A 21,343-nucleotide genomic window follows, 5' to 3' on the forward strand; every position below is an offset into this window, starting at 1 on the left:
GATCATGAAGCTATCTTATAACGTCGCTGAATTACTTCTTCTGACGGAGGAGTTTGTTACAATCGCGCCTCATTTTAGCCAGAGCACAGCATTTACCAATGGATCATGACACAAAAACAACACAACAGCCTGAATTACAGCGCAAACTAAAAGCGCGTCACCTGACGATGATCGCCATCGGCGGCTCGATCGGCACCGGACTTTTCGTCGCTTCCGGCGCAACCATCTCCCAGGCGGGGCCGGGCGGCGCGCTACTCTCCTATGCTTTAATCGGCCTGATGGTCTACTTCCTGATGACCAGCCTCGGCGAACTGGCGGCCTTTATGCCGGTATCCGGTTCCTTTTCCACCTATGGCTCCAACTTCGTTGAGGAAGGTTTCGGCTTCGCGCTGGGCTGGAACTACTGGTACAACTGGGCGGTGACCGTGGCTATCGAACTGGTGGCGGCGCAGCTGGTCATGACCTACTGGTTCCCCGACACGCCCGGCTGGATCTGGAGCGTAATCTTCCTGGGCGCCATCTTTCTGCTCAACTACATTTCGGTAAAGGGCTTTGGTGAGGCAGAATACTGGTTCTCCCTGATCAAAGTGGTCACTGTGGTGATTTTTATCGTAGTGGGCGTGATGATGATCCTGGGCATCCTGCGCGGCGACGCGCCGGTCGCGGGTTGGCAGAACTGGCAAATCGGCGACGCGCCTTTCTCCGGCGGCTTCGCCGCGATGATCGGCGTAGCGATGATCGCCGGCTTCTCTTTCCAGGGAACCGAACTGATCGGCATCGCCGCGGGCGAATCGGAAGATCCGGCCAAAAATATTCCGCGCTCGGTTCGTCAGGTCTTCTGGCGTATTCTGCTGTTCTATATCCTGGCAATCCTGGTGATCAGCCTGATCATTCCTTATACCGATCCCAGCCTGCTGCGCAACGACGTGAAGGATATCAGCGTCAGCCCGTTCACGCTGGTGTTCAAACATGCCGGACTGCTGTCGGCGGCGGCGATTATGAACGCCGTGATCCTGACCGCCATTCTGTCGGCAGGCAACTCGGGCATGTACGCTTCGACTCGCATGCTGTTTACGCTGGCGCGTGAAGGTAAGGCGCCAGCGATTTTTGGCAAACTCTCCAAAGGCGGCGTGCCGCGCAACGCGCTGTATGCCACCACGGTCGTCGCCGCGCTCTGCTTCCTGACCTCTATGTTCGGCAACCAGACGGTTTATCTGTGGCTGCTGAACACCTCCGGCATGACGGGCTTTATCGCCTGGCTGGGAATTGCGATCAGCCATTACCGTTTCCGTCGCGGCTATGTGGCGCAGGGCCATGACATCAAGGATCTGCCTTATCGCTCGAAGTTCTTCCCGCTGGGGCCAATCTTCGCCTTTGTGCTCTGCCTGATTATTACGCTGGGGCAGAACTACCAGGCGTTTCTGGCGGATCGCATCGACTGGTACGGCGCGGCGGCGACCTATATCGGCATTCCGCTGTTCCTGATTATCTGGTTCGGCTACAAGCTGACCAAAGGCACGCGCTTTGTGAAATACAGCGAAATGCAGTTTCCGAAAATCAAGTAATCGCCACTCCCTGTAAGGCGCGGTCTCCGCGCCTTTCTCCCCTGACACACTCCGTTACACATATGATTGATAACTATTATCATTTCCTTTATTGTTAGCGCCGTAAGTTTTTCGCTTTGCTAATTTTGCAGGGTTTGCGAGAAGCGTTTCGCAAATTCAATCACAGGTAGAAATCATGAGCGTGACCCACAACCCCGACCGCTGCGGTATGCAACAGCATGCAGGCGCGATGGATCGATATCATTATCTGCTGCGTCGCCGCCTGTTTTTTATGGGCGTACTGGTGCTGGCCATCCTCGCTTCGCTGCTGTTTGACTTTACGCTGGGGCCGTCTGGCCTGTCGCTGGAAACCCTGTGGCAAACGCTGATCTCGCCTGCGAGCGTGGATGCCGGTTCACGTGTAATCGTCTGGGATATTCGTCTGCCTTATGCGCTGATGGCGGTGGTAGTGGGGCTGGCGCTGGGGCTTGCCGGCGCGGAAATGCAGACCATCCTGAATAACCCGCTCGCCAGCCCGTTTACGCTGGGCGTCTCTTCCGCCGCCGCTTTCGGCGCCGCTTTAGCTATCGTACTGGGCATCGGCCTGCCGGGTATTCCGGATCAGTGGTTTATCTCCGCTAACGCCTTTATTTTCGCGCTGCTGGCGGCGCTGATGCTGGACGGCGTCACCCGCTGGACGCGCGTGGCGACTTCCGGCGTAGTGCTGTTCGGCATCGCGCTGGTTTTTACCTTTAACGCGCTGGTTTCCATGATGCAGTTTATCGCCAGCGAAGATACCTTGCAGGGCCTGGTGTTCTGGACGATGGGCAGCCTGGCGCGCGCTTCCTGGGAGAAGCTGGGCGTGCTGACGCTGGCGCTGCTGGTTATTCTGCCGTTTTCCATGATGAGTTCCTGGAAGCTGACCGCGCTGCGCCTGGGCGAAGATCGCGCCATCAGCTTCGGCATCGACGTGCGTCGCCTGCGCCTTGGCACGCTGCTGCGTATCAGTATTCTCTCCGCGCTGGCGGTGGCTTTCGTCGGGCCAATCGGCTTTATCGGCCTGGTGGCGCCGCATATCGCTCGCCTGATTTTCGGTGAAGATCACCGCTTCTATCTGCCGGCCAGCGCGCTGACCGGCGCGCTGGTGCTGTCGATGGCGTCGGTGGTTTCCAAAAATCTGGTGCCTGGCGTGATTATTCCCGTGGGCATAGTGACGTCGCTGGTTGGCGTACCTTTCTTCCTGAGTATTATTCTGCGTCATCGGGGGAACGTCTGATGGATGGCTTAAAAATCAGCAGCTTTCATGCCGGCTATCCGAAACGTAAAATTATCAGCGATCTGAACGTGCCGCTGCTGCCGCGCGGTAAAATTACCGTGCTGCTGGGGCCAAACGGCTGTGGTAAATCAACGCTGCTGCGTTCGATTGCCGGCCTCAATCAGGCGCAGGGCGAGCTGTGGCTGAACGGCACCGAATTGCTGAGCCAGCCCTTCGCGAAACGTGCGGAAAAGGTGGTTTACCTGCCGCAGTCGCTGCCTGCCGGCGTACATCTGCACGTGCTCGAATCTATTATCGTCGCCCAGCGCGCTTCTGGCGGCCGCAGCAGTGCGGCAGGCGAAGCGGAAGTGATGGCGCTACTGGAAAGACTCGGCATCGCGCATCTGGCGCTGAGCTATCTCGATCAGCTTTCCGGCGGGCAAAAGCAGCTGGTAGGGCTGGCGCAGTCGCTGATCCGCCGTCCGGAGCTGCTGCTGCTGGACGAGCCGCTTAGCGCGCTGGATTTAAACTATCAGTTCCACGTGATGGATCTGGTACGTCGCGAAACCAGCAAGCGCAATATCGTTACCGTCGTGGTGGTGCACGATATCAATATCGCTCTGCGTCACGGTCAGCATGTCTTGATGCTGCAAGACGGCGGGCTGATTGCGGACGGTCTGCCGGAAGAGGTGATCACGCCGGAAAGCCTGGCAAAGGTCTATGGCGTACGCGGCCGTATCGAGCGCTGCTCGCAGGGCACACCTCAGGTGCTGATTGACGGTCTGGTCAGCGAACCAGTTTGCTAGCGCGGAGTTGTGTACCACGATAAAAGGCCGGGAAATCCCGGCTTTTGACGTTTATAACAGCCGCCAGCGGCACGGTCGCAAATTGCTATCCCGTTTTTGCTTCTGTACACTATTTGTACTCGTCACAGGAGGGAGAAGCGATGCCAGCAAGATTAATCAACGCCGCAAAAGTCAACGAGGTCTTCGCGCATCTGAACGAAAGCAAGGATAATGTCGTGCTCTACTCTGCGCTGGCGAACGGCAAAGAGATTCAGCTGACCGGACTTACGCTTTCTCCTGGCTACCGTCTTGTCCGTGTCGATGGCCGTCTGGCGGGTAAAATAACGCAAGAGCACTTTGAACTGGCCTTGATCAACGATGTTTCAGAAGATGTCGCTTACTACAATCGTGTGGTGATTCAACCAGACGTTTTTTTAAATTGTCGCCCTGTAACGCAGGTGCTGGTATGGCGAACGCAGAAGCCGAAGCATCGTAAAGAGCTACACGAACTGGCAGGCGAAATCTTTTTAGGCTATCTGCTTAAGTATTACGACGTCATTATCTCTGATATGAATCAGACCTACGATGGTATCGCTTTCTGGCAGGCCAGGATGTATGACGCGCTGGCTTATGGGCTGAAAGTCTACGCTTACGATATGATTAGCTGCGAGCTGAATGAGATTAAATCTGACGACGATGTCGGGCATTATGAGCAGTGGCTGTGGGGAGATCTGAGGCATTATCAGCACCGCCTGGCTATTATTTCAAAATTGCCGCTTCCGGTTGCTGATACCAGCCTTTAATGCAATAAAGACCAGTGAAAGGCCGGGAAATCCCGGCCTTAGTTTTATCCCAGCAGATACTTAGCGTGAAAGCGCAGATGGTCTTCCACAAAGCTGGCGATAAAGTAGTAGCTGTGATCGTAGCCAGGCTGAATGCGCACGGTCAGCGGATAACCTTTCTCCTGAGCGATGGCCTCCAGCCTTTCCGGACGCAGCTGATCGGCGAGAAACTGGTCGCTGTCGCCCTGATCCAGCAGCATCGGCAGCGGTTGCGTCGCCTGCAGCAGCAGCGAGCAGCTGTCCCAGGCTTCCCACAGGCTGCGATCCTCGCCCAGATAGGCCGTAAAGGCCTTTTCGCCCCACGGTACCTGTGAAGGATTGACGATCGGCGCGAAAGCAGAGGCCGAGACGAAACGCTGCGGGTTACGCAACGCCAGCATCAGCGCGCCGTGACCGCCCATGGAATGGCCCATAATCGCCTGACGATCGCTGACGTTGAAGTTGCCGGCGATAAGCGCGGGCAGCTCTTCGGTCAGGTAGTCATACATGCGGAAATGCGCATCCCACGGCGCCTGCGTGGCGTTCAGATAAAATCCTGCGCCCTGGCCCAGATCGTAAGCTTCGTCATTCGGAACAACCTCGCCGCGCGGGCTGGTATCCGGCATCACCAGCACCAGACCCAACTCCGCCGCTACGCGCTGCGCGCCCGACTTGGTTGAGAAATTCTCGTCGCTGCAGGTCAGGCCGGCCAGAAACCACAGCACCGGCGGCGGCTCATCGCTTTTCGGACCGGGCAGAAAAATGCTGAAGGTCATCGAGCAGTTCAGCGTGGCCGACAGATGGCGATAGCGCTGCTGCCAGCCGCCAAACATGCGGTGTTCTTCAAGTAGCTCCAGGCTGGAGGTCATCCCTGTCTCCTTATTTAAAGTGCACCACGGAACGAATCGATTTCCCTTCGTGCATCAGGTCAAACGCGTCGTTAATCTCTTCCAGCGGCATATTGTGGGTAATGAAATCGTTAAGCTGGAACTCGCCGTCCAGATAGCGCTGTACGATGCCCGGCAGCTCGGAACGGCCTTTTACGCCGCCGAAAGCGGAACCACGCCAGACGCGACCGGTCACCAGCTGGAATGGACGGGTGGAAATCTCTTCGCCCGCGCCCGCTACGCCGATAATCACCGACTCGCCCCAGCCTTTGTGGCAGCACTCCAGCGCCGAGCGCATCACGTTCACGTTGCCGATGCACTCAAAGGAGAAATCGACGCCGCCGTCGGTCATTTCCACGATAACGTCCTGAATCGGCTTATCGTAATCTTTCGGGTTAACCAGATCGGTGGCGCCCAGCTTTCTGGCCAGATCGAACTTGCTGGTGTTGAGATCGATACCGATAATGCGGCCCGCTTTCGCCATTTTCGCGCCGATAATCGCGGAAAGGCCAATGCCGCCCAGGCCGAAGATCGCCACGGTGTCGCCTTCTTTGACCTTCGCCGTGTTCATCACCGCGCCCATACCGGTAGTGACGCCGCAGCCCAGCAGGCAAACTTCTTCCAGCGGCGCTTCCTTGCTGATTTTCGCCAGCGAGATTTCCGGGATCACGGTGTATTCAGAGAAGGTCGACGTCCCCATATAGTGGAAAATCGGTTTGCCGTCTTTAAAGAAGCGCGTGGTGCCGTCCGGCATCAAGCCTTTGCCCTGAGTAGCGCGAATCGCCTGGCAGAGGTTGGTTTTGCCGGAAAGACAGAATTTACATTTGCCGCACTCCGGCGTGTAAAGCGGGATAACGTGATCGCCGACCGCCACGCTGGTCACGCCTTCGCCAACCGCTTCGACGATGCCGCCGCCTTCATGGCCCAGAATTGCCGGGAAAACGCCTTCAGGATCCTTGCCGGAAAGCGTATAAGCATCCGTGTGGCAGACGCCGGTGGCCACAATGCGCACCAGCACTTCGCCTTTCTGCGGCGGCATCAGATCCACTTCTTCAATTTTCAACGGCTCGCCGGCGGCCCAGGCAACAGCGGCGCGAGTTTTGATCATCTGCATATCGGTTTTATTCCTTATAAGGGTGCCTTTCGGCACGGGTGGGGCGAGCGGCCCGAAGCCGCGTAAACCCATTAATTATGGCTGAATTTCGTCATCCGGCGATTGCTCTATAATCAGATACTTCAGCGCCTTGACGTTGGGCGTGAAGGCGTCACGACGCCAGACCAGATAAGTGGCGGTAGCGCTGATTTCGGCTGGCAGCTCGTGCCGCTGTACCTGACCGGGATCGGCTATCTTCGCCAGCACCGACTCCGGCAGTATCGCCACGCCAGCGCCGCTGGCCACGCAGGCCAGCATGGCGTGGTAAGACTGAATCTCCATAAACTGACCGGGCGAAACGCCGCCCTGACGAAACCAGTTTTCCAGCCGCAGGCGATAAGAGCAGCCGGGACGAAAGGCAAACAGCGTATCGCCAGCGGCATCGGCAGGATGAGTAATCGGCGCGTGCCTCAGGTTGCTGATCAGCACCATACGTTCGGCGAAAGCCTTACAGCTGTTCAGCTCGTCCGCCACTACCGGGCCTTCCGCCAGCGCCGCCGCCAGGGTGCCTTTGCGTACCTGCTCGATAATTTCGCCGGAGGTGCCGGTAATCAGTGACAGCGCGACCTCGGGGTAGCGCTGGTGATAGGACGCCAGCAAAGAGGGCAGATGAACCGCCGCGGTGCTCTCCATTGAGCCTAACGCGAAGGCGCCGCCCGGTTCGCCGTTATGGGTCATCGCCAGCGCCTCTTCGCTGAGCGCCAGAATGCGCTGCGCATAGCAAAGAAAGTTGTGGCCCATCGGGGAAAGCCGCAGGCGCTGCTTTTCACGAATAAAGAGATCGATGCCCGTTTCCTGCTCCAGCTGGCGCAGCCTGGTGGTCAAATTGGACGGCACGCGATGCAGCTGCTCAGCGGCGCGCGCCAGCGAACCGGTTTCGGCCACCGCGCAGAACATCTTAAGCTGGGTCAGATCCATTTATTCTCTTTTCGTAAGCAAGTTGATCACTATTATTCACTTTTTGTAAGTCTATCCATGATGCAGACTGGCTGCAACACTTTCATGACAGCAGAAGGAACAAAGCATGGCGGGACGAGTAGCGCTGAGCGCGTTTATTGCGCTGATCGTGGCGATGGGCATTGGACGGTTTACCTTTACGCCTCAGGTGCCGCTGATGATTGCCGACGGGCAGCTGACGCTGACCAGCGCGGCGGTGGTCGCGGCCTTTAACTATCTGGGCTACCTTTGCGGCTCGTGGCATGCGATGCGTACCACCACGCGGGTGGAAGCGAAACTGAAAGCGGGTATCGGCGGCGCGGTGATGCTGACGCTGCTTTCCGCCTGCGTCTCCGACGCCTGGCTGCATGGCCTGGTGCGCTTTGTGATTGGCTGGGCCAGCGGCTGGACAATGGTGCTGGTGGCGGCATGGAGCAACGATCGGCTGCATAAGTATGGCCGTCCCGGCTTAAGCGCCGCAGTGTTTGCCGGGCCGGGCGCGGGGATTTTCCTCAGCGGGCTGCTGGCGGTTTTCCTGCACGCGCAGCAGGTCAGCGCCGCACAGGCCTGGTGCGCTTATGGCGTGCTGGCGCTGATTTTAGTGTTACCCATCCTGCGTTTTCTGCCGCGCAAAGGCGAGCTGCATCGTCCCGAAACGGCGCCGGAGCCGCTGTTGCTGACATCAGGGCTGAAAAAGCTGGTCTGGAGCTACAGCCTGGCCGGCTTCGGTTACATTATTCCAGCCACCTTTATGTCGCAGATGGCGACCGCACGCTTTCCCGACAGCGCCTTTGCCCAGTTTGTCTGGCCTGTTTTCGGCGGGACGGCGGTGCTGGGCGTGGGGCTGGGCATTCTGCTGCGGCGTTTCGGTTGCACCAATACGCGGCTGGCGCTGAATCTGTGGACGCAGGCGCTGGGCGTTTTTTGCGCTGCGCTGGTGCCGGGTCTGAGCGGGCTGATCGTGGGTTCGGTGCTGATGGGCATGCCTTTTCTGAACCTGGTCTATCTTTCGCTGCAGTACGCCCGCGAAATGGCGCCGCTGCACAGCCGCTATATGGCGGGTCTGTTAACCACCGGCTACGCCGTAGGGCAGCTGACAGGGCCGCTGGTTTCCGCGCTGTCCACTACGCTAAGCCATCGACTGGAGCCAGCGCTGTATGTGGCGGGCGCGAGTCTGCTGCTGGCCGGCACGCTGGTCTGGCGACGCGATACCGCCGCGACGTAAAGCCGATTCAGGCCAATTGGATTGATTACTGGATTAACGTCGCGTTGTGTACCAAAATACCGCCTCTGAAATTGTACCGGTCCCGTCGGACTGGCGTCACATCTGCTGGAGAAAAAATCGCCATGGCTACGTTAAGTCAGGAAGCCACACTTGTTCACGAAGCGCTGCTCGCACGTGGACTGGAAACCCCACTACGCTCGCCTGCGCGTGATATGGATGACGAAACCCGCAGACGGCTGATCGCCGGTCATATGACTGAAGTTATGCAGCTGCTCAATCTGGATTTAGAAGATGACAGCCTGATGGAGACGCCGCACCGCATCGCGAAAATGTATGTGAATGAGGTTTTCTCCGGTCTGGACTACGCCAACTTCCCGAAAATCACCCTGATTGAAAACAAAATGAAGGTGGATGAAATGGTGACGGTGCGTGATATCACGCTGACCAGCACCTGCGAACACCATTTTGTGATTATCGACGGCAAGGCGACGGTAGCCTATATCCCTAAAGACAAGGTGATCGGCCTGTCGAAGATTAACCGCATCGTGCAGTTTTTCTCTTCGCGTCCACAGGTGCAGGAACGTCTGACCCAGCAGGTCCTGATCGCGCTGCAGACGCTGCTCGGCACCAATAACGTCGCGGTTTCTATCGACGCAGTACACTACTGCGTGAAAGCGCGCGGCATTCGCGACGCCACCAGCGCCACGACCACCACTTCGCTGGGCGGCCTGTTCAAATCCAGCCAGAACACGCGCCAGGAATTTTTGCGCGCCGTTCGCCACAATTAACCTTTCAGGCGGCTGACTTTCGCCGCCGCGCGTTACGCTCAGGATCTCGCCGATGCCTCGTATTCAGACGCTGGATTTTATTCGGGGCATCGCCATTCTGGGGATCCTGCTGCTTAACATCAACGCCTTCGGCCTGCCTGGCGCCGCCTATCTGAATCCTGCCTGGCAGGGCAGCGTAACGGCGCGCGACGCCTGGAGCTGGGCGCTGGTCGATTTCTTCGCCCAGCTTAAATTTCTGGCGCTGTTTGCGTTGCTGTTTGGCGGCGGCCTGCAGCTGCTGCTTTCCCGAGGTAAAAGCTGGCTACAGGCGCGGCTGAGCTGGCTGGTGCTGTTCGGCTTTCTGCACTGTCTGCTGTTTTGGGAAGGCGATATTCTGCTGGATTACGGGCTGATTGGGCTGGTGGCCTGGCGAATGATCCGCGACGTCGCTTCGACGCGGCAGCTGTTTAATACCGGCGTGACGCTTTATGCGCTGGGCTGCGGCGTGCTGGTGATATTTGGCCTGCTGTCGGGTCATCAGCCGAACAACTCCTGGCTGCCGGGCGCGGCGGACATTCAGTATGAGACTTTCTGGCGAACGCACGGCGGCTGGCAGGCGATGCGCAACCGTCTGGATCTGCTCTCGTCAGGGCTGCTGTCGCTGGCGGCGCAGTATGGCTGGCAGCTGGCCGGTATGATGCTGATTGGCGGCGCGCTGATGCGCAGCGGCTGGCTGCAGGGCCGCTGGAGCCTGGCACATTATCGGCGCGCGGCGTTGATCCTGCTGCTGGCGGCGGCGGCGATTGAAATTCCGGGCATCTGTCTGCAGTGGCGAGCCGGCTGGGCATTTTATCCCAGCGCCTTCTGGCTGCAGCTGCCGCGCGAGCTAAGCGCGCCGCTACAGGCGACAGGCTACGCCGCACTCTGTTTTGGCTTCTGGCCCGTGCTGGCGCCCCTTAAAATCACGCGCGCCGTCAGCAGTGTAGGGCGGATGGCGCTGAGCAACTATCTGCTGCAAACGTTGCTCTGCACCACGCTGTTTAATCACTTTGGCTGGTTTAATCAACTTGACCGGCTGCAGCTGCTGGCTGTCGTGCCCGCGATCTGGCTCTGTAACATTCTTTTCTCCCTGCTGTGGCTGCGCTATTTCCGTCAGGGCCCGGTCGAACATATCTGGCGCATTCTTACCCGTTTTGGCGGCGGCGAGCCGCAGCGGTAATGATAGCCGTCACAAATGTGACGGAAACACATGTAACCGTTTTCATCCCTGTGACCTGATTCACGCAGCGTCGCGACGCCCTTTGTCAGAATAGCCTCCGCAATCAATCCATCCGGGAGGGCTATGCAAACCTTATCTTCCACAGGCGCTCAGCCATGATCACCATTCGCGATGTAGCCCGTGAGGCTGGCGTGTCGGTGGCGACGGTATCGCGCGTGCTCAACCATAGCGCAGCGGTCACTCAGGAAACGCGGGAAAGGGTGCTGAGCATCGTCGGTCAGCTGGGCTATCGGCCTAACGCCAACGCGCAGGCGCTGGCTTCTCAGGTCAGCGATACCATTGGCGTAGTGGTAATGGACGTCTCCGACCCCTTTTTCGGTGCGCTGGTCAAAGCGGTGGACACCGTGGCGCAACGTATGCATAAGCATGTACTGATCAACAATTCCTATCATCAGGCCGATAAAGAGCGTCACGCCATCGAAGTGCTGATCCGGCAACGCTGCGGCGCGCTAATCGTACACGCCAAAGCGCTGGCGGACGAAGAGCTGGCGTCGCTGATGGATCAGGTGCCGGGTATGGTGCTGGTCAACCGTGTTGTGGCGGGCTATGCGCATCGCTGCGTCTGCCTGGACAACGTCAGCGGCGCGCTGATGGCGACCCGTATGCTGCAGCAGCAGGGCCATCGGCGCATCGGCTTTTTAGGTTCCAGCCATGCGATAGAAGACAGGGATCAGCGGCGTACGGGCTGGCAGCAGGCGCTGGCGGAACAGGGTATAACGCCTGCCGAAAGCTGGATCGCCAGCGCCGAGCCGGATATGCAGGGCGGCGAAGCGGCGATGGTAGAGCTGCTGGGCCGCAATTTGCAGCTCAGCGCGGTGTTCGCCTATAACGACAGCATGGCCGCCGGCGCGCTGACCGCGCTAAAAGACAACGGCATTGCGGTACCGCAGCAGCTGTCGGTGATCGGCTTCGACGATATTCCTGTTTCGCGCTATACCGATCCGCAACTGACCACAGTACGTTATCCCATTGTATCTATGGCCAAACTCGCCACGGAACTGGCGCTGAAAGGCGCAGTAGGGCTGCTCGATGAATCGGCCACGCACTGTTTCATGCCGACGCTGGTGCGGCGTCACTCCGTTGCTGTCTGTCAAAGTGTGGCGGCGATCACTAACCGCAACGATACCGCCATGTAACCGTTTTCAATCCGTGAGTAAGTTCACAGTTAATTAACATCTGCTTCACTAAGATGGCCGTGCCTGGCGGGACAGAACCAGAAGAACACGGTCCGGCCGCATGCACACGCATACCGACCCTACACAGAACCGGAGATAACAATGAAGAAGGCATTCACCCTCACAGCCCTGGTTGCCAGCATGATGTTTGGTGCGACGGCGCAGGCGGCCGATACCCGCATTGGCGTGACGATTTATAAATACGACGACAACTTTATGTCCGTGGTGCGCAAGGATATTGAGAAAGAAGCGAAAAACAGCAGCGGCATCCAGCTGCTGATGAACGACTCGCAGAACAGCCAGTCAACGCAGAACGATCAGGTCGACGTTATGGTCGCGAAGGGCGTGAAGGCGCTGGCGATTAACCTGGTCGACCCGGCTGCGGCTGCGGTGGTGATCAGCAAAGCGAAAGCCAACGATATTCCGGTCGTCTTCTTCAACAAAGAGCCCTCCGCTAAGGCGCTGGCCAGCTATGACAAAGCCTATTACGTCGGCACCGATTCTAAAGAGTCCGGCGTCAAGCAGGGTGAGCTGATCGAGAAACACTGGAAAGCCAATGCAAACTGGGATCTGAACAAAGATGGCGTAGTGCAGTTTGTGCTGCTGAAAGGCGAGCCGGGCCATCCGGATGCCGAAGCGCGCACCAAATATGTGATCGACAAACTGAATCAGGACGGCGTGAAAACGCAGCAGCTGCATCTGGATACCGCCATGTGGGATACCGCGCAGGCGAAGGATAAGATGGACGCGTGGCTCTCCGGCCCGAATGGCAACAAAATCGAAGTGGTTATCGCCAACAACGATGCGATGGCGATGGGCGCGGTAGAAGCGCTGAAAGCGCACAATAAATCTTCCGTGCCGGTGTTCGGCGTGGATGCGCTGCCGGAAGCGCTGGCAATGGTGAAATCTGGCGCGATGGCCGGCACCGTGCTGAACGATGCGGAAAATCAGGCTAAAGCCACTTTTGACATGGCGAAAAACCTGGCGGCAGGCAAACCAGCCACCGAAGGCACTAACTATAAGCTGGACGGCAAAGTGGTGCGCGTCGCCTATGTGCCGGTCGATAAAGACAATCTCAATCAGATTGGCAAATAACGCTTTCCGGGCGCAGCCGCGCCCGTTACCGGGCCTGTCGCTGGACAGGCCCGATCGTAAAACGATCCGCCAGGTAGAATTATGAGCAGCGATCAGGGGCAGTATCTGCTGGAAATGACTAACGTCAGCAAATCCTTTCCGGGCGTAAAGGCGTTAGACAACGTTAATTTAAAAATCCGTCCCCATTCGGTTCACGCGCTGATGGGTGAAAACGGCGCGGGTAAATCGACGCTTTTAAAATGCCTGTTTGGTATTTACAGCAAAGACACGGGAAGCATTCTTTTTCAGGGCAAAGAGATCGATTTTAAAAGCTCCAAAGAGGCGCTGGAAAACGGCGTTTCTATGGTGCATCAGGAATTAAACCTGGTATTACAGCGCACGGTCATGGATAACATGTGGCTGGGACGTTATCCGCGCAAAGGTTTTTTCGTCGATCAGGAAAAAATGTATCGCGATACCAAAGCGATCTTTGAAGAGCTGGATATCGATATCGATCCGCGCGACAAAGTGATCAATCTTTCCGTTTCGCAGATGCAGATGATCGAAATTGCCAAAGCGTTCTCCTATGACGCCAAAATCGTCATTATGGATGAGCCGACCTCTTCATTAACGGAAAAAGAGGTGAACCACCTGTTCACTATTATCCGTAAATTAAAAGATCGCGGCTGCGGCATCGTTTATATCTCTCACAAAATGGAAGAGATCTTCCAGCTCTGCGACGAGATTACTATTTTGCGCGACGGTCAGTGGATCGCCACCCAGCCGCTGGAAGGGCTGGACATGGATAAGATCATCGCCATGATGGTGGGACGTTCGCTGAACCAGCGCTTCCCGGATAAAACCAACGTGCCGGGTGAAACCATTCTGGAAGTGCGTAACCTGACTTCGCTGCGTCAGCCTTCTATCCGCGATATCTCCTTTGACCTGCGCAAAGGCGAAATCCTGGGCGTGGCCGGGCTGGTGGGCGCCAAACGTACCGATATCGTCGAGACGCTGTTTGGCATCCGCGAAAAGTCAGGCGGCACCATCAAGCTGCACGGCAAAAAAATCAATAACAACTCCGCCAACGAAGCGATAAACCACGGTTTTGCGCTGGTGACGGAAGAGCGGCGCGCCACCGGTATTTACGCCTATCTCGATATTGGCTTTAACTCGCTGATTTCGAATATTCGCAAATATAAAAACTCGATCGGCCTGCTGGATAATAATCGTATGAAAAGCGATACCCAATGGGTTATCGACGCCATGCGGGTAAAAACGCCGGGCCATGCGACATCCATTGGTTCGCTGTCGGGCGGTAACCAGCAAAAAGTGATTATCGGCCGCTGGCTGCTAACCCAGCCGGAAATATTAATGCTGGACGAACCAACGCGCGGTATCGACGTCGGCGCGAAGTTTGAAATCTATCAGCTTATTTCCGATCTGGCGAAAAAAGAGAAGGGCATCATTATTATCTCTTCCGAAATGCCGGAGCTGCTGGGCATTACCGACAGGATCCTCGTCATGAGTAACGGCATGGTCGCGGGCATTGTCGACACTAAAACTACCACGCAAAACGAAATATTACGTTTGGCATCGAAGCACCTTTAATGAGGCAAGGGCTGACACCATGAATGCTGTAAATAAAAAGAATGCGCTCACCTGGCTGAAAGAAGGTGGCATCTACGTCGTGTTGCTGGTGCTGCTGGCGATTATTATTTTCCAGGACCCGACGTTTTTAAGTCTGATGAACCTGAGTAATATTTTAACCCAGTCTTCCGTGCGTATTATTATCGCGCTCGGCGTGGCGGGCTTAATCGTTACCCAGGGTACCGATCTGTCGGCCGGTCGTCAGGTCGGTCTGGCGGCCGTAGTGGCGGCGACGCTGCTGCAGGCGATGGACAACGCCAACAAAGTATTCCCGCATCTGGATACCGTGCCGATTCCGCTGGTGATCCTGATTGTCTGCGTAGTGGGCGGTCTGATTGGCCTGATCAACGGCGTGATTATCGCCTACCTGAAGGTGACGCCGTTTATCACCACGCTGGGCACGATGATTATTGTCTACGGCATCAACTCGCTCTACTACGACTACGTGGGCGCTTCGCCGATCGCTGGCTTTGACGAAAAGTTTTCGACCTTCGCGCAGGGCTTTATCCGCCTGGGGGATTTCAAGCTCTCCTACATCACGTTTTATGCGGCTATTGCCATCTTCTTTGTCTGGATCCTGTGGAACAAAACCCGCTTCGGCAAAAATATTTTTGCTATCGGCGGCAACCCGGAAGCGGCAAAAGTCTCCGGCGTGAACGTGAATTTCAACCTGATCCTGATTTATGCGCTCTCCGGCGTCTTCTACGCCTTCGGCGGGATGCTGGAAGCGGGCCGTATCGGTTCGGCGACCAACAACCTGGGCTTTATGTATGAGCTGGACGCCATCGCGGCCTGCGTGGTCGGCGGCGTGTCGTTCGCTGGCGGCGTCGGTACCGTGGCGGGCGTGGTGACGGGCGTGCTGATATTTACCGTGATTAACTACGGCCTGACCTATATCGGCGTTAACCCGTACTGGCAGTACATTATCAAAGGCGGCATCATTATTTTCGCCGTTGCGCTGGACTCGTTAAAGTACGCGCGTAAAAAGTAACGCCTCACTAAAAAGAAAAGGCCAGATTATCTGGCCTTTTCCCTTTCTGAATCAGAACTGAACGCCTTTGGTCAGCCCGCCATCCACCAGCAGATTGGTGCCGGTAGTGAAACTCGCCGCCTCGCTGGCAAGAAAGACCGTGGCTTTCGCAACTTCCTCTGGCGTCGCCATACGTCCCAGCGGGTTCGCCGCCAGGCATTTGGCGAAGGTTTCCGGCTGATTGCGTTCGATATCGCCCCAGACGCCGTCGCTGAAATAGACGTTGCCCGGTGAAACGGTGTTGACGCGTATTCCGTCCGCGGCATGGCGTTCCGATAAGGTTTTACCATAATGGATCAGCGCCGCTTTCATAATGCCATAGGGTTCGGCAAACATATCCACCTCGCGTCCCGCCACGCTGGATATCAGCACTATCGCCGCCGCAGAAGATTTTTTCAGGTAAGGAAGGGCGGCCTGCACCATGCTCACGGTGCCCATCAAATCGGTATCGAAGGCTTTACGCCATACTTCGGGATCGCTACCGGCCGCCAGCGCGCTGACGTTAGGCACGACGATATCCAGTCCGCCCAGCCGGTTTGCCGCTTCCTGAATCCATTTTTGCATCTGTTCGGAAGAGGTGACGTCGACCGCCGTGCCTTTAGCGCGTGAACCCAGCGCCTGTTGAGCTTCGCTTACGCCTTCAGGGCTGCGGGCGCAAAATTCGACCTGTGCGCCTTCGGCAAGAAAGCACTCCACAATCGCTCGTCCAATTCCGCGCGAGCCGCCGCTGACCAGTACGCGACGATCTTTCAAATTCAGATCCATTTGTCTCTCCTGTTAACATTTGATGAGTAATGCGAGAGACAGACTGACAGAAGAGCGTGGCAGGTTTATAACAATCAGTGCGTTACTGCGGCTGTTTTAGGTCTGCGGACGAGCGTCCGCTTTGGTTTTCTGTTCCAGTTCCAGCAGCTGTTCTGGCGTGACCGCCGGGTAGCTCTGCGCATCTTCCGGAATCTCATGCCTGGCCGGGATCGGCACCAGCGGCCCTAAAAAACGCGGCTCGCGCTTCATCACATAGAGATCGGCCAGCGCGCCCAGCCGCGCCGCGACTTCCCGGACGCGAATGTTCAGCATATTTTTGGGCGATGGCACCGCGTAGCACTGCGCCTGAATGCCCATATGCAGCGCGATAAAGAGCGCGCGCTCGCAGTGGAAACGCTGGGTAATGATAATAAAGTCGTTGGTATCAAACACTTTGCGGGTGCGCACAATAGAGTCCAGCGTGCGGAATCCAGCGTAGTCCAGCACGATATCGGCAGGCGCCACGCCGGCGGCAATCAGATCGCGGCGCATGGTCATCGGCTCATTGTAGCTTTGCTGCGCGTTATCGCCGCTCAGCAGCAGATAGTTGACCTTGCCGCTGTTATAGGCGTTAAGCGCGCCCTGCATACGATAAAGGTAATACTGATTAATGACGCCGGTGCGGTAATATTTCGCTGTACCCAGCACCACGCCGACCTGACGATGGGGCAGAGATTTGAGATTATCGTAGACGTAAGGCGCAGTTTTAACGCTTATCCAGCGATCCAGGCCGAGCGCGACTATTACCATCAGGATAATGAGGGTAACCAGGCCGTAGATCGCGCGTTTTATCATGCCGTACGCTACTCAGAATTAAGCAAAAAAGGTGGCTCAAGGCTACTGTACCCGACGAGGTGAAGCAAGCGGCAGCGTAACGGGCGGTCGCTTTTTGCACAATACAGAGAGGCAGAGGTAGGGGCGGCGTTGCGCAGGACAAAAGAACCGGGCGCGCGTTGCGCCCGGCCGCAATCATCAGATAGAGGTACGACGATAGTTACGGTATTGCGGCAGCCAGAAATTGGCGGCAATCGCTCGCGACAGCACATCTTCTGAGGTCACTACCGCCACGCCCGCCAGCTGCGCCGCTTTGCCGACCGCCATCGCAATCACTTTCGACACGCCCTGGATATCCTTCACTTCCGGCAATACCGGGCCTTTACCGTCGTTCACCAGCGGCGAACAGTCGGCCAACGCACGGCTGGCGGCCATCAGCATACTGTCGGTCACGCGCGTGGCGCCAGAGGCGATAACGCCCAAGCCGATACCGGGGAAGATATAGGAGTTGTTGCACTGGGCGATCGGGTAAGTTTCCCCTTTCCAGCTCACCGGCGCAAACGGACTGCCGGTCGCTACCAGCGCCGCGCCATCCGTCCACTCCATAATATCCTGCGGCGTCGCTTCCACGCGTGAAGTTGGGTTAGAAAGCGGCATCACGATAGGGCGCGCGCAGTGTTTATGCATCTCGCGGATAATCTCTTCGCTGAACAGGCCCGGCTGGCCGGAAACGCCGATCAGAATATCCGGGTGCGCGTTACGCACTACGTCCAGCAGCGACAGCGAGTCGGCATCGGCGTCCCAGCTCGCCAGATTCTCGCTCTTCTGCACCAGCTTGCTCTGGAAACCGAGCAGGTTAGGCTGTCGGTCGGTCAGCAGGCCGAAGCGGTCCACCATAAAGACGCGGGCGCGGGCTTCTTCGTCGCTCAGGCCTTCGGACTTCATCTGCGCGATAATCTGTTCGGCGATGCCGCAGCCTGCTGAGCCAGCGCCGAGGAAGACCACTTTCTGCTCGCTCATTTTGCTGCCTGCCGCGCGGCTGGCGGCGATCAGCGTGCCCAGCGTAACGGCGGCGGTGCCCTGAATGTCATCGTTGAAGCAGCAGACTTCGTCGCGATAGCGCTCCAGCAGCGGCATAGCGTTTTTCTGGGCGAAGTCTTCAAACTGCAGCAGCACGTTCGGCCAGCGGCTTTTCACCGCCTGGATAAACTCGTTGACGAAGTTGTCATACTCTTCGCCGGTAATGCGCGGATGGCGCCAGCCCATATAGAGCGGATCGTTAAGCAGCTGCTGATTGTTGGTGCCGACATCCAGCACCACCGGCAGCGTATAGGCCGGGCTGATGCCGCCGCAGGCGGTATAGAGCGACAGCTTGCCGATAGGAATACCCATGCCGCCAATGCCCTGATCGCCCAGGCCGAGGATGCGCTCGCCGTCGGTGACCACGATCACCTTCACATTCTGCTTGGTGGCGTTTTGCAGCATATCTTCGATATTGGCGCGATTTGGATAGGAGATAAACAGCCCGCGCGCGCGACGGTAGATTTCAGAAAAGTGCTCGCAGGCCGCGCCGACGGTCGGCGTATAGATAATCGGCATCATCTCTTCGAGATGGTTGTCCAGCAGGCGATAGAACAGCGTCTCGTTGGTATCCTGGATATTGCGCAGGTAAACGTGCTTGTCGTTGGCGTTTTTGAAGTCCTGAAACTGGCGCCAGGCGCGCTGGGCCTGCTCTTCAATGGTTTCCACCGTCTCAGGCAGCAGCCCGTTGAGATTAAAATCGTTGCGCTCTTCCACCGAGAAGGCGCTGCCTTTATTCAGCAGGGGAAACTCCAGCAGAATAGGGCCAGCGTAGGGAATATAAAGAGGGCGTTTACTTTCGTAGTCGAGTTCCATGTAAAATACTCACTGGGATCTAATGTTGTGGCCCAATCCTAAAATAATTCATCTGAAAGTACAGCATTTGTTAACAGCTGATAACAAAAGCGGGCGCTTTGCCGCAACTCAGAGGCTGCGGCCGTTGCGCTCAGCGTAGAGGAATGGTCTGCAGCGTGTCGCAGCCGAGAGCCTGTAAGGTCGCGGCGGTGGCCTGCCGTTGGATAAGACGGGCGTCGGGCGCCTCCGCCAGCACGGCACGCTGAATTTGCAGAACGTCATAGCCCGCGAGATTCAGCAGGATCAGCGCGGCCTGCAGCGGCGGCAGGCTGGGGTTGAAAGCGGCGTTTTCGGCATAGCTGCCGGCGAAGATGGCGCCGTCGGCCATCTGCAGCGCTACGCCGCTCAGCGCCTGCGAGTAGGGCGCATGACTGCGGTTGGCGGCCGCCAGCGCGGCGCGACAAAGCTCGTCCCCTTTGAGCGGTAAACCGTGATCGACTTCATCCAGCAGTAGCTTCTCAATCGCCAGATCGCGCGGGCCGAAGGCGTCGGGCAGATAATCGCCCAGCGTCGCCGGTTCGCGGCCCGGCAGGTTGATACGCAGCGCGGTGCCGCTGTTCAGCTCATTCATAAACTGGCGGCAGTGGCCGCAGGGCGTGTAGTTGACGGTAATCGCCTCCAGCCCTTGTTCGCCGCGCAGCCAGGCATGTGTCACCGCGCTTTGTTCCGCATGAACGGTTTGCTGCATCGTCGCGCCGGAGAACTCCATGTTGGCGCCAAACCAGAGATGCCCGCTTTTTCCCAGCGCCAGCGCGCCGACGTTAAAGCCGGAGAGCGGCGTCACGGCGCAGGCTGCGGCCAGCGGCAGCAGGGCGAAGGTCAGCTCGCGATTCTCCAGCCCGGTTTGCGTTCTGATGAGCTGCATCTGTTCAGGGGTAAAAAACGAGGGAAAGGTATCGGTCAATAAAGGCTGCAGCGCCGCCTGCAGCGGCGAAGGCAAAGCGGCGAAAGCCGCATGAAAACGTGATTGCATAGGGGCTTCTCTTGCATAGTTGGCCGCTTATTCTGGCGGGCAGCCACCGGGATGTATGTGATTATAATCACATAGATTATGCAATTTATGAAAGAGAACCACAAAATGCGCGACGCATCGCAAGTTTTACTGCCATAAACGCAGCAGCAGCGGAAAGAGAAACGGCGCCAGCAGTGAGGTGATAATGCCGCAGAGCACCAGCGCCAGCGAACTCCAGGCGCCTTCCTGGTAATCTACCTCCGAGCTGCGTGCCGTACCCAGCGCATGGGAAGCGTTGCCGATCGCCAGGCCGCGCGAGGATTTGCTGCGGATCTTAAAGAGATTGAGCACCATATGGCCGAAAACCGCGCCGAGCACGCCCGCGATCAGCACGCAAATAGCGCTGATGGCGGGAATGCCGCCCAGCGTGGCGGAAACGGCCATCGCGATCGGCGTAGTCACCGACTTGGGCATAATGGTCGCCGCTATCTGCGGCGTGGCGCCCATCCATAAAGCGATAGCTGTGCCGGAGATCATTGCCGTCATGCTGCCGATAAAGCAGACGCCGATAATCGACTTCCAGCGCGCGCGGATTTGATGCAGCTGCTCATACAGCGGCAGCGCCAGCGCCACTACGGCCGGCTGCAGCAGCTGGTTGAGGATAGCGCTGCCCTGAAAGTAGCGGGCGTAAGGCATCTGAAGCAGCAGCAGCAGCGGAATAATCGCCGCCACGGAGATCAATAGCGGGTTGAACAGCGTCAGTTTCACCTTCGTCGCCAGCCAGCGAGCGCAGAAAAACACCAGCAGGGTCAGCGGTAGCGACCACCAGATATCACTCATCCGCGCCTCCTTTTGCCTTGCCGAGCAGCTTATCGGCAACCACTCCTACGGTCAGCAGCACAATAAAGGTACTCACCACGCAGGAGATCACAATGGGGCCGAACTGCGCGCTGAGCAGCTCCGTATAGCCCATTACGCCGACGCTGATCGGCACGAACAGCAGCGCCATATAACGGATCAGCAGCATACTGCCAGGGCGCACCCAGTCGGGCGGCACCAGCTGAAAAGCCAGCAGGAAAAACAGGATCAGCATACCGATAATACTGCCCGGAATGGTGACAGGCAGCAGTGCCGCCAGCGCGTTGCCGGCATAGAGACAGAGACAGATAATCAGAAAGGCGCGCAGATAGCGCCAGATGGCCAGCAGTGCGGTACGCATGATTAGCTCCGGTTTTTCAACGCATTAATCATACGATCAACGGAATAAATGTGCCAGAGATCCCATTTTCGGATGGCG

Annotated in this window: 20 protein-coding genes; 11 read left to right on the forward strand and 9 right to left on the reverse strand. The window is 57.4% G+C overall.

Annotated features, from left to right (window positions below):
- Nucleotides 1-98: 98 nt before the first annotated feature.
- The 4 genes from MKZ79_RS00930 to MKZ79_RS00945 all read left to right on the forward strand — a co-directional run bounded on the left by MKZ79_RS00930 (nt 99) and on the right by MKZ79_RS00945 (nt 4,387).
- Nucleotides 99-1,565 (forward strand): amino acid permease, encoded by a 1,467-nt coding sequence (locus tag MKZ79_RS00930; protein ID WP_336139289.1) that lies wholly within the window; start codon nt 99-101, stop codon nt 1,563-1,565.
- A gap of 175 nt (nt 1,566-1,740) precedes the next feature.
- The gene (locus MKZ79_RS00935; protein ID WP_336139290.1) at nt 1,741-2,820 is read left to right on the forward strand and encodes a FecCD family ABC transporter permease; all 1,080 of its coding nucleotides are present in this window, start codon (nt 1,741-1,743) and stop codon (nt 2,818-2,820) included.
- On the forward strand, nt 2,817-3,605 hold the full coding sequence (locus MKZ79_RS00940) for an ABC transporter ATP-binding protein (RefSeq protein ID WP_336141320.1): 789 nt from the start codon (nt 2,817-2,819) through the stop codon (nt 3,603-3,605). Before MKZ79_RS00935 ends, MKZ79_RS00940 begins: the two co-directional genes overlap by 4 nt.
- Before the next feature lie 140 nt (nt 3,606-3,745).
- The gene (locus MKZ79_RS00945; RefSeq protein WP_336139291.1) at nt 3,746-4,387 is read left to right on the forward strand and encodes a hypothetical protein; all 642 of its coding nucleotides are present in this window, start codon (nt 3,746-3,748) and stop codon (nt 4,385-4,387) included.
- Between the two features lie 44 nt (nt 4,388-4,431).
- On the opposite strand, the gene fghA is transcribed toward MKZ79_RS00945, so the two are convergent.
- The 3 genes from fghA to ptrR form a co-directional block, all read right to left on the reverse strand.
- Nucleotides 4,432-5,274 (reverse strand): S-formylglutathione hydrolase, encoded by an 843-nt coding sequence (gene fghA / locus MKZ79_RS00950; protein WP_336139292.1) that lies wholly within the window; start codon nt 5,272-5,274, stop codon nt 4,432-4,434.
- Nucleotides 5,275-5,284: 10 nt separating this feature from the next.
- Complete coding sequence (locus MKZ79_RS00955) at nt 5,285-6,406, reverse strand: S-(hydroxymethyl)glutathione dehydrogenase/class III alcohol dehydrogenase (RefSeq protein ID WP_336139293.1); 1,122 nt, start codon at nt 6,404-6,406, stop codon at nt 5,285-5,287.
- A 75-nt stretch (nt 6,407-6,481) separates the two neighbouring features.
- Complete coding sequence (gene ptrR / locus MKZ79_RS00960) at nt 6,482-7,363, reverse strand: putrescine utilization regulator PtrR (protein ID WP_336139294.1); 882 nt, start codon at nt 7,361-7,363, stop codon at nt 6,482-6,484.
- Nucleotides 7,364-7,469: 106 nt separating this feature from the next.
- Between ptrR and MKZ79_RS00965 the strand changes: the two genes are divergently transcribed.
- The 7 genes from MKZ79_RS00965 (at nt 7,470) to mglC (ending at nt 15,542) form a co-directional block, all read left to right on the forward strand.
- On the forward strand, nt 7,470-8,606 hold the full coding sequence (locus tag MKZ79_RS00965) for a YbfB/YjiJ family MFS transporter (protein WP_336139297.1): 1,137 nt from the start codon (nt 7,470-7,472) through the stop codon (nt 8,604-8,606).
- A 122-nt stretch (nt 8,607-8,728) separates the two neighbouring features.
- Nucleotides 8,729-9,394 carry a GTP cyclohydrolase I FolE gene (folE, locus tag MKZ79_RS00970; RefSeq protein ID WP_336139299.1) on the forward strand — a complete coding sequence of 222 codons (666 nt, stop codon included), beginning with the start codon at nt 8,729-8,731 and terminating at the stop codon, nt 9,392-9,394.
- A gap of 52 nt (nt 9,395-9,446) precedes the next feature.
- The gene (yeiB, locus tag MKZ79_RS00975; RefSeq protein WP_336139300.1) at nt 9,447-10,592 is read left to right on the forward strand and encodes a DUF418 domain-containing protein YeiB; all 1,146 of its coding nucleotides are present in this window, start codon (nt 9,447-9,449) and stop codon (nt 10,590-10,592) included.
- Between the two features lie 155 nt (nt 10,593-10,747).
- On the forward strand, nt 10,748-11,788 hold the full coding sequence (gene galS / locus MKZ79_RS00980; protein ID WP_336139303.1) for an HTH-type transcriptional regulator GalS: 1,041 nt from the start codon (nt 10,748-10,750) through the stop codon (nt 11,786-11,788).
- Between the two features lie 141 nt (nt 11,789-11,929).
- Complete coding sequence (gene mglB, locus MKZ79_RS00985) at nt 11,930-12,922, forward strand: galactose/glucose ABC transporter substrate-binding protein MglB (RefSeq protein WP_336139307.1); 993 nt, start codon at nt 11,930-11,932, stop codon at nt 12,920-12,922.
- 81 nt (nt 12,923-13,003) lie between these two features.
- The gene (gene mglA, locus MKZ79_RS00990) at nt 13,004-14,512 is read left to right on the forward strand and encodes a galactose/methyl galactoside ABC transporter ATP-binding protein MglA (RefSeq protein WP_442897113.1); all 1,509 of its coding nucleotides are present in this window, start codon (nt 13,004-13,006) and stop codon (nt 14,510-14,512) included.
- A 19-nt stretch (nt 14,513-14,531) separates the two neighbouring features.
- Nucleotides 14,532-15,542: a galactose/methyl galactoside ABC transporter permease MglC gene (gene mglC / locus MKZ79_RS00995; RefSeq protein ID WP_336139309.1), complete on the forward strand. Its 1,011-nt coding sequence runs from the start codon at nt 14,532-14,534 to the stop codon at nt 15,540-15,542.
- 51 nt (nt 15,543-15,593) lie between these two features.
- On the opposite strand, the gene MKZ79_RS01000 is transcribed toward mglC, so the two are convergent.
- The 6 genes from MKZ79_RS01000 to MKZ79_RS01025 form a co-directional block, all read right to left on the reverse strand.
- Nucleotides 15,594-16,346: an SDR family NAD(P)-dependent oxidoreductase gene (locus MKZ79_RS01000; RefSeq protein ID WP_336139312.1), complete on the reverse strand. Its 753-nt coding sequence runs from the start codon at nt 16,344-16,346 to the stop codon at nt 15,594-15,596.
- Nucleotides 16,347-16,442: 96 nt separating this feature from the next.
- Nucleotides 16,443-17,180, reverse strand: a complete 738-nt coding sequence (sanA, locus tag MKZ79_RS01005; protein WP_336139313.1) for an outer membrane permeability protein SanA — start codon at nt 17,178-17,180, stop codon at nt 16,443-16,445.
- Between the two features lie 177 nt (nt 17,181-17,357).
- Nucleotides 17,358-19,055 (reverse strand): NAD-dependent malic enzyme, encoded by a 1,698-nt coding sequence (locus tag MKZ79_RS01010; protein WP_336139314.1) that lies wholly within the window; start codon nt 19,053-19,055, stop codon nt 17,358-17,360.
- Nucleotides 19,056-19,185: 130 nt separating this feature from the next.
- Nucleotides 19,186-20,067 (reverse strand): cytidine deaminase, encoded by an 882-nt coding sequence (cdd, locus tag MKZ79_RS01015; RefSeq protein WP_336139317.1) that lies wholly within the window; start codon nt 20,065-20,067, stop codon nt 19,186-19,188.
- A 126-nt stretch (nt 20,068-20,193) separates the two neighbouring features.
- Nucleotides 20,194-20,886 carry a CidB/LrgB family autolysis modulator gene (locus MKZ79_RS01020; RefSeq protein ID WP_336139320.1) on the reverse strand — a complete coding sequence of 231 codons (693 nt, stop codon included), beginning with the start codon at nt 20,884-20,886 and terminating at the stop codon, nt 20,194-20,196.
- On the reverse strand, nt 20,879-21,265 hold the full coding sequence (locus MKZ79_RS01025; protein ID WP_336139322.1) for a CidA/LrgA family protein: 387 nt from the start codon (nt 21,263-21,265) through the stop codon (nt 20,879-20,881). The genes MKZ79_RS01020 and MKZ79_RS01025 overlap by 8 nt, the downstream gene beginning before the upstream one ends.
- Nucleotides 21,266-21,343: the final 78 nt, after the last annotated feature.

This window comes from Erwinia sp. CGal63 (assembly GCF_037026505.1).
Lineage (GTDB): Bacteria > Pseudomonadota > Gammaproteobacteria > Enterobacterales > Enterobacteriaceae > Erwinia.

Bases quoted from the DNA above. Each gene is read 5' to 3' on its own strand.
- MKZ79_RS00965 (WP_336139297.1), top strand. From the start codon at position 7,470: ATGGCGGGACGAGTAGCGCTGAGCGCGTTTATTGCGCTGATCGTGGCG.
- MKZ79_RS00955 (WP_336139293.1), bottom strand. From the start codon at position 6,406: ATGCAGATGATCAAAACTCGCGCCGCTGTTGCCTGGGCCGCCGGCGAG.
- mglC (WP_336139309.1), top strand. From the start codon at position 14,532: ATGAATGCTGTAAATAAAAAGAATGCGCTCACCTGGCTGAAAGAAGGT.
- MKZ79_RS01000 (WP_336139312.1), bottom strand. From the start codon at position 16,346: ATGGATCTGAATTTGAAAGATCGTCGCGTACTGGTCAGCGGCGGCTCG.
- MKZ79_RS00945 (WP_336139291.1), top strand. From the start codon at position 3,746: ATGCCAGCAAGATTAATCAACGCCGCAAAAGTCAACGAGGTCTTCGCG.
- MKZ79_RS01020 (WP_336139320.1), bottom strand. From the start codon at position 20,886: ATGAGTGATATCTGGTGGTCGCTACCGCTGACCCTGCTGGTGTTTTTC.
- mglA (WP_442897113.1), top strand. From the start codon at position 13,004: ATGAGCAGCGATCAGGGGCAGTATCTGCTGGAAATGACTAACGTCAGC.
- MKZ79_RS01010 (WP_336139314.1), bottom strand. From the start codon at position 19,055: ATGGAACTCGACTACGAAAGTAAACGCCCTCTTTATATTCCCTACGCT.
- ptrR (WP_336139294.1), bottom strand. From the start codon at position 7,363: ATGGATCTGACCCAGCTTAAGATGTTCTGCGCGGTGGCCGAAACCGGT.
- galS (WP_336139303.1), top strand. From the start codon at position 10,748: ATGATCACCATTCGCGATGTAGCCCGTGAGGCTGGCGTGTCGGTGGCG.
- MKZ79_RS00935 (WP_336139290.1), top strand. From the start codon at position 1,741: ATGAGCGTGACCCACAACCCCGACCGCTGCGGTATGCAACAGCATGCA.
- fghA (WP_336139292.1), bottom strand. From the start codon at position 5,274: ATGACCTCCAGCCTGGAGCTACTTGAAGAACACCGCATGTTTGGCGGC.
- mglB (WP_336139307.1), top strand. From the start codon at position 11,930: ATGAAGAAGGCATTCACCCTCACAGCCCTGGTTGCCAGCATGATGTTT.
- sanA (WP_336139313.1), bottom strand. From the start codon at position 17,180: ATGATAAAACGCGCGATCTACGGCCTGGTTACCCTCATTATCCTGATG.
- folE (WP_336139299.1), top strand. From the start codon at position 8,729: ATGGCTACGTTAAGTCAGGAAGCCACACTTGTTCACGAAGCGCTGCTC.
- MKZ79_RS00930 (WP_336139289.1), top strand. From the start codon at position 99: ATGGATCATGACACAAAAACAACACAACAGCCTGAATTACAGCGCAAA.
- cdd (WP_336139317.1), bottom strand. From the start codon at position 20,067: ATGCAATCACGTTTTCATGCGGCTTTCGCCGCTTTGCCTTCGCCGCTG.
- yeiB (WP_336139300.1), top strand. From the start codon at position 9,447: ATGCCTCGTATTCAGACGCTGGATTTTATTCGGGGCATCGCCATTCTG.
- MKZ79_RS01025 (WP_336139322.1), bottom strand. From the start codon at position 21,265: ATGCGTACCGCACTGCTGGCCATCTGGCGCTATCTGCGCGCCTTTCTG.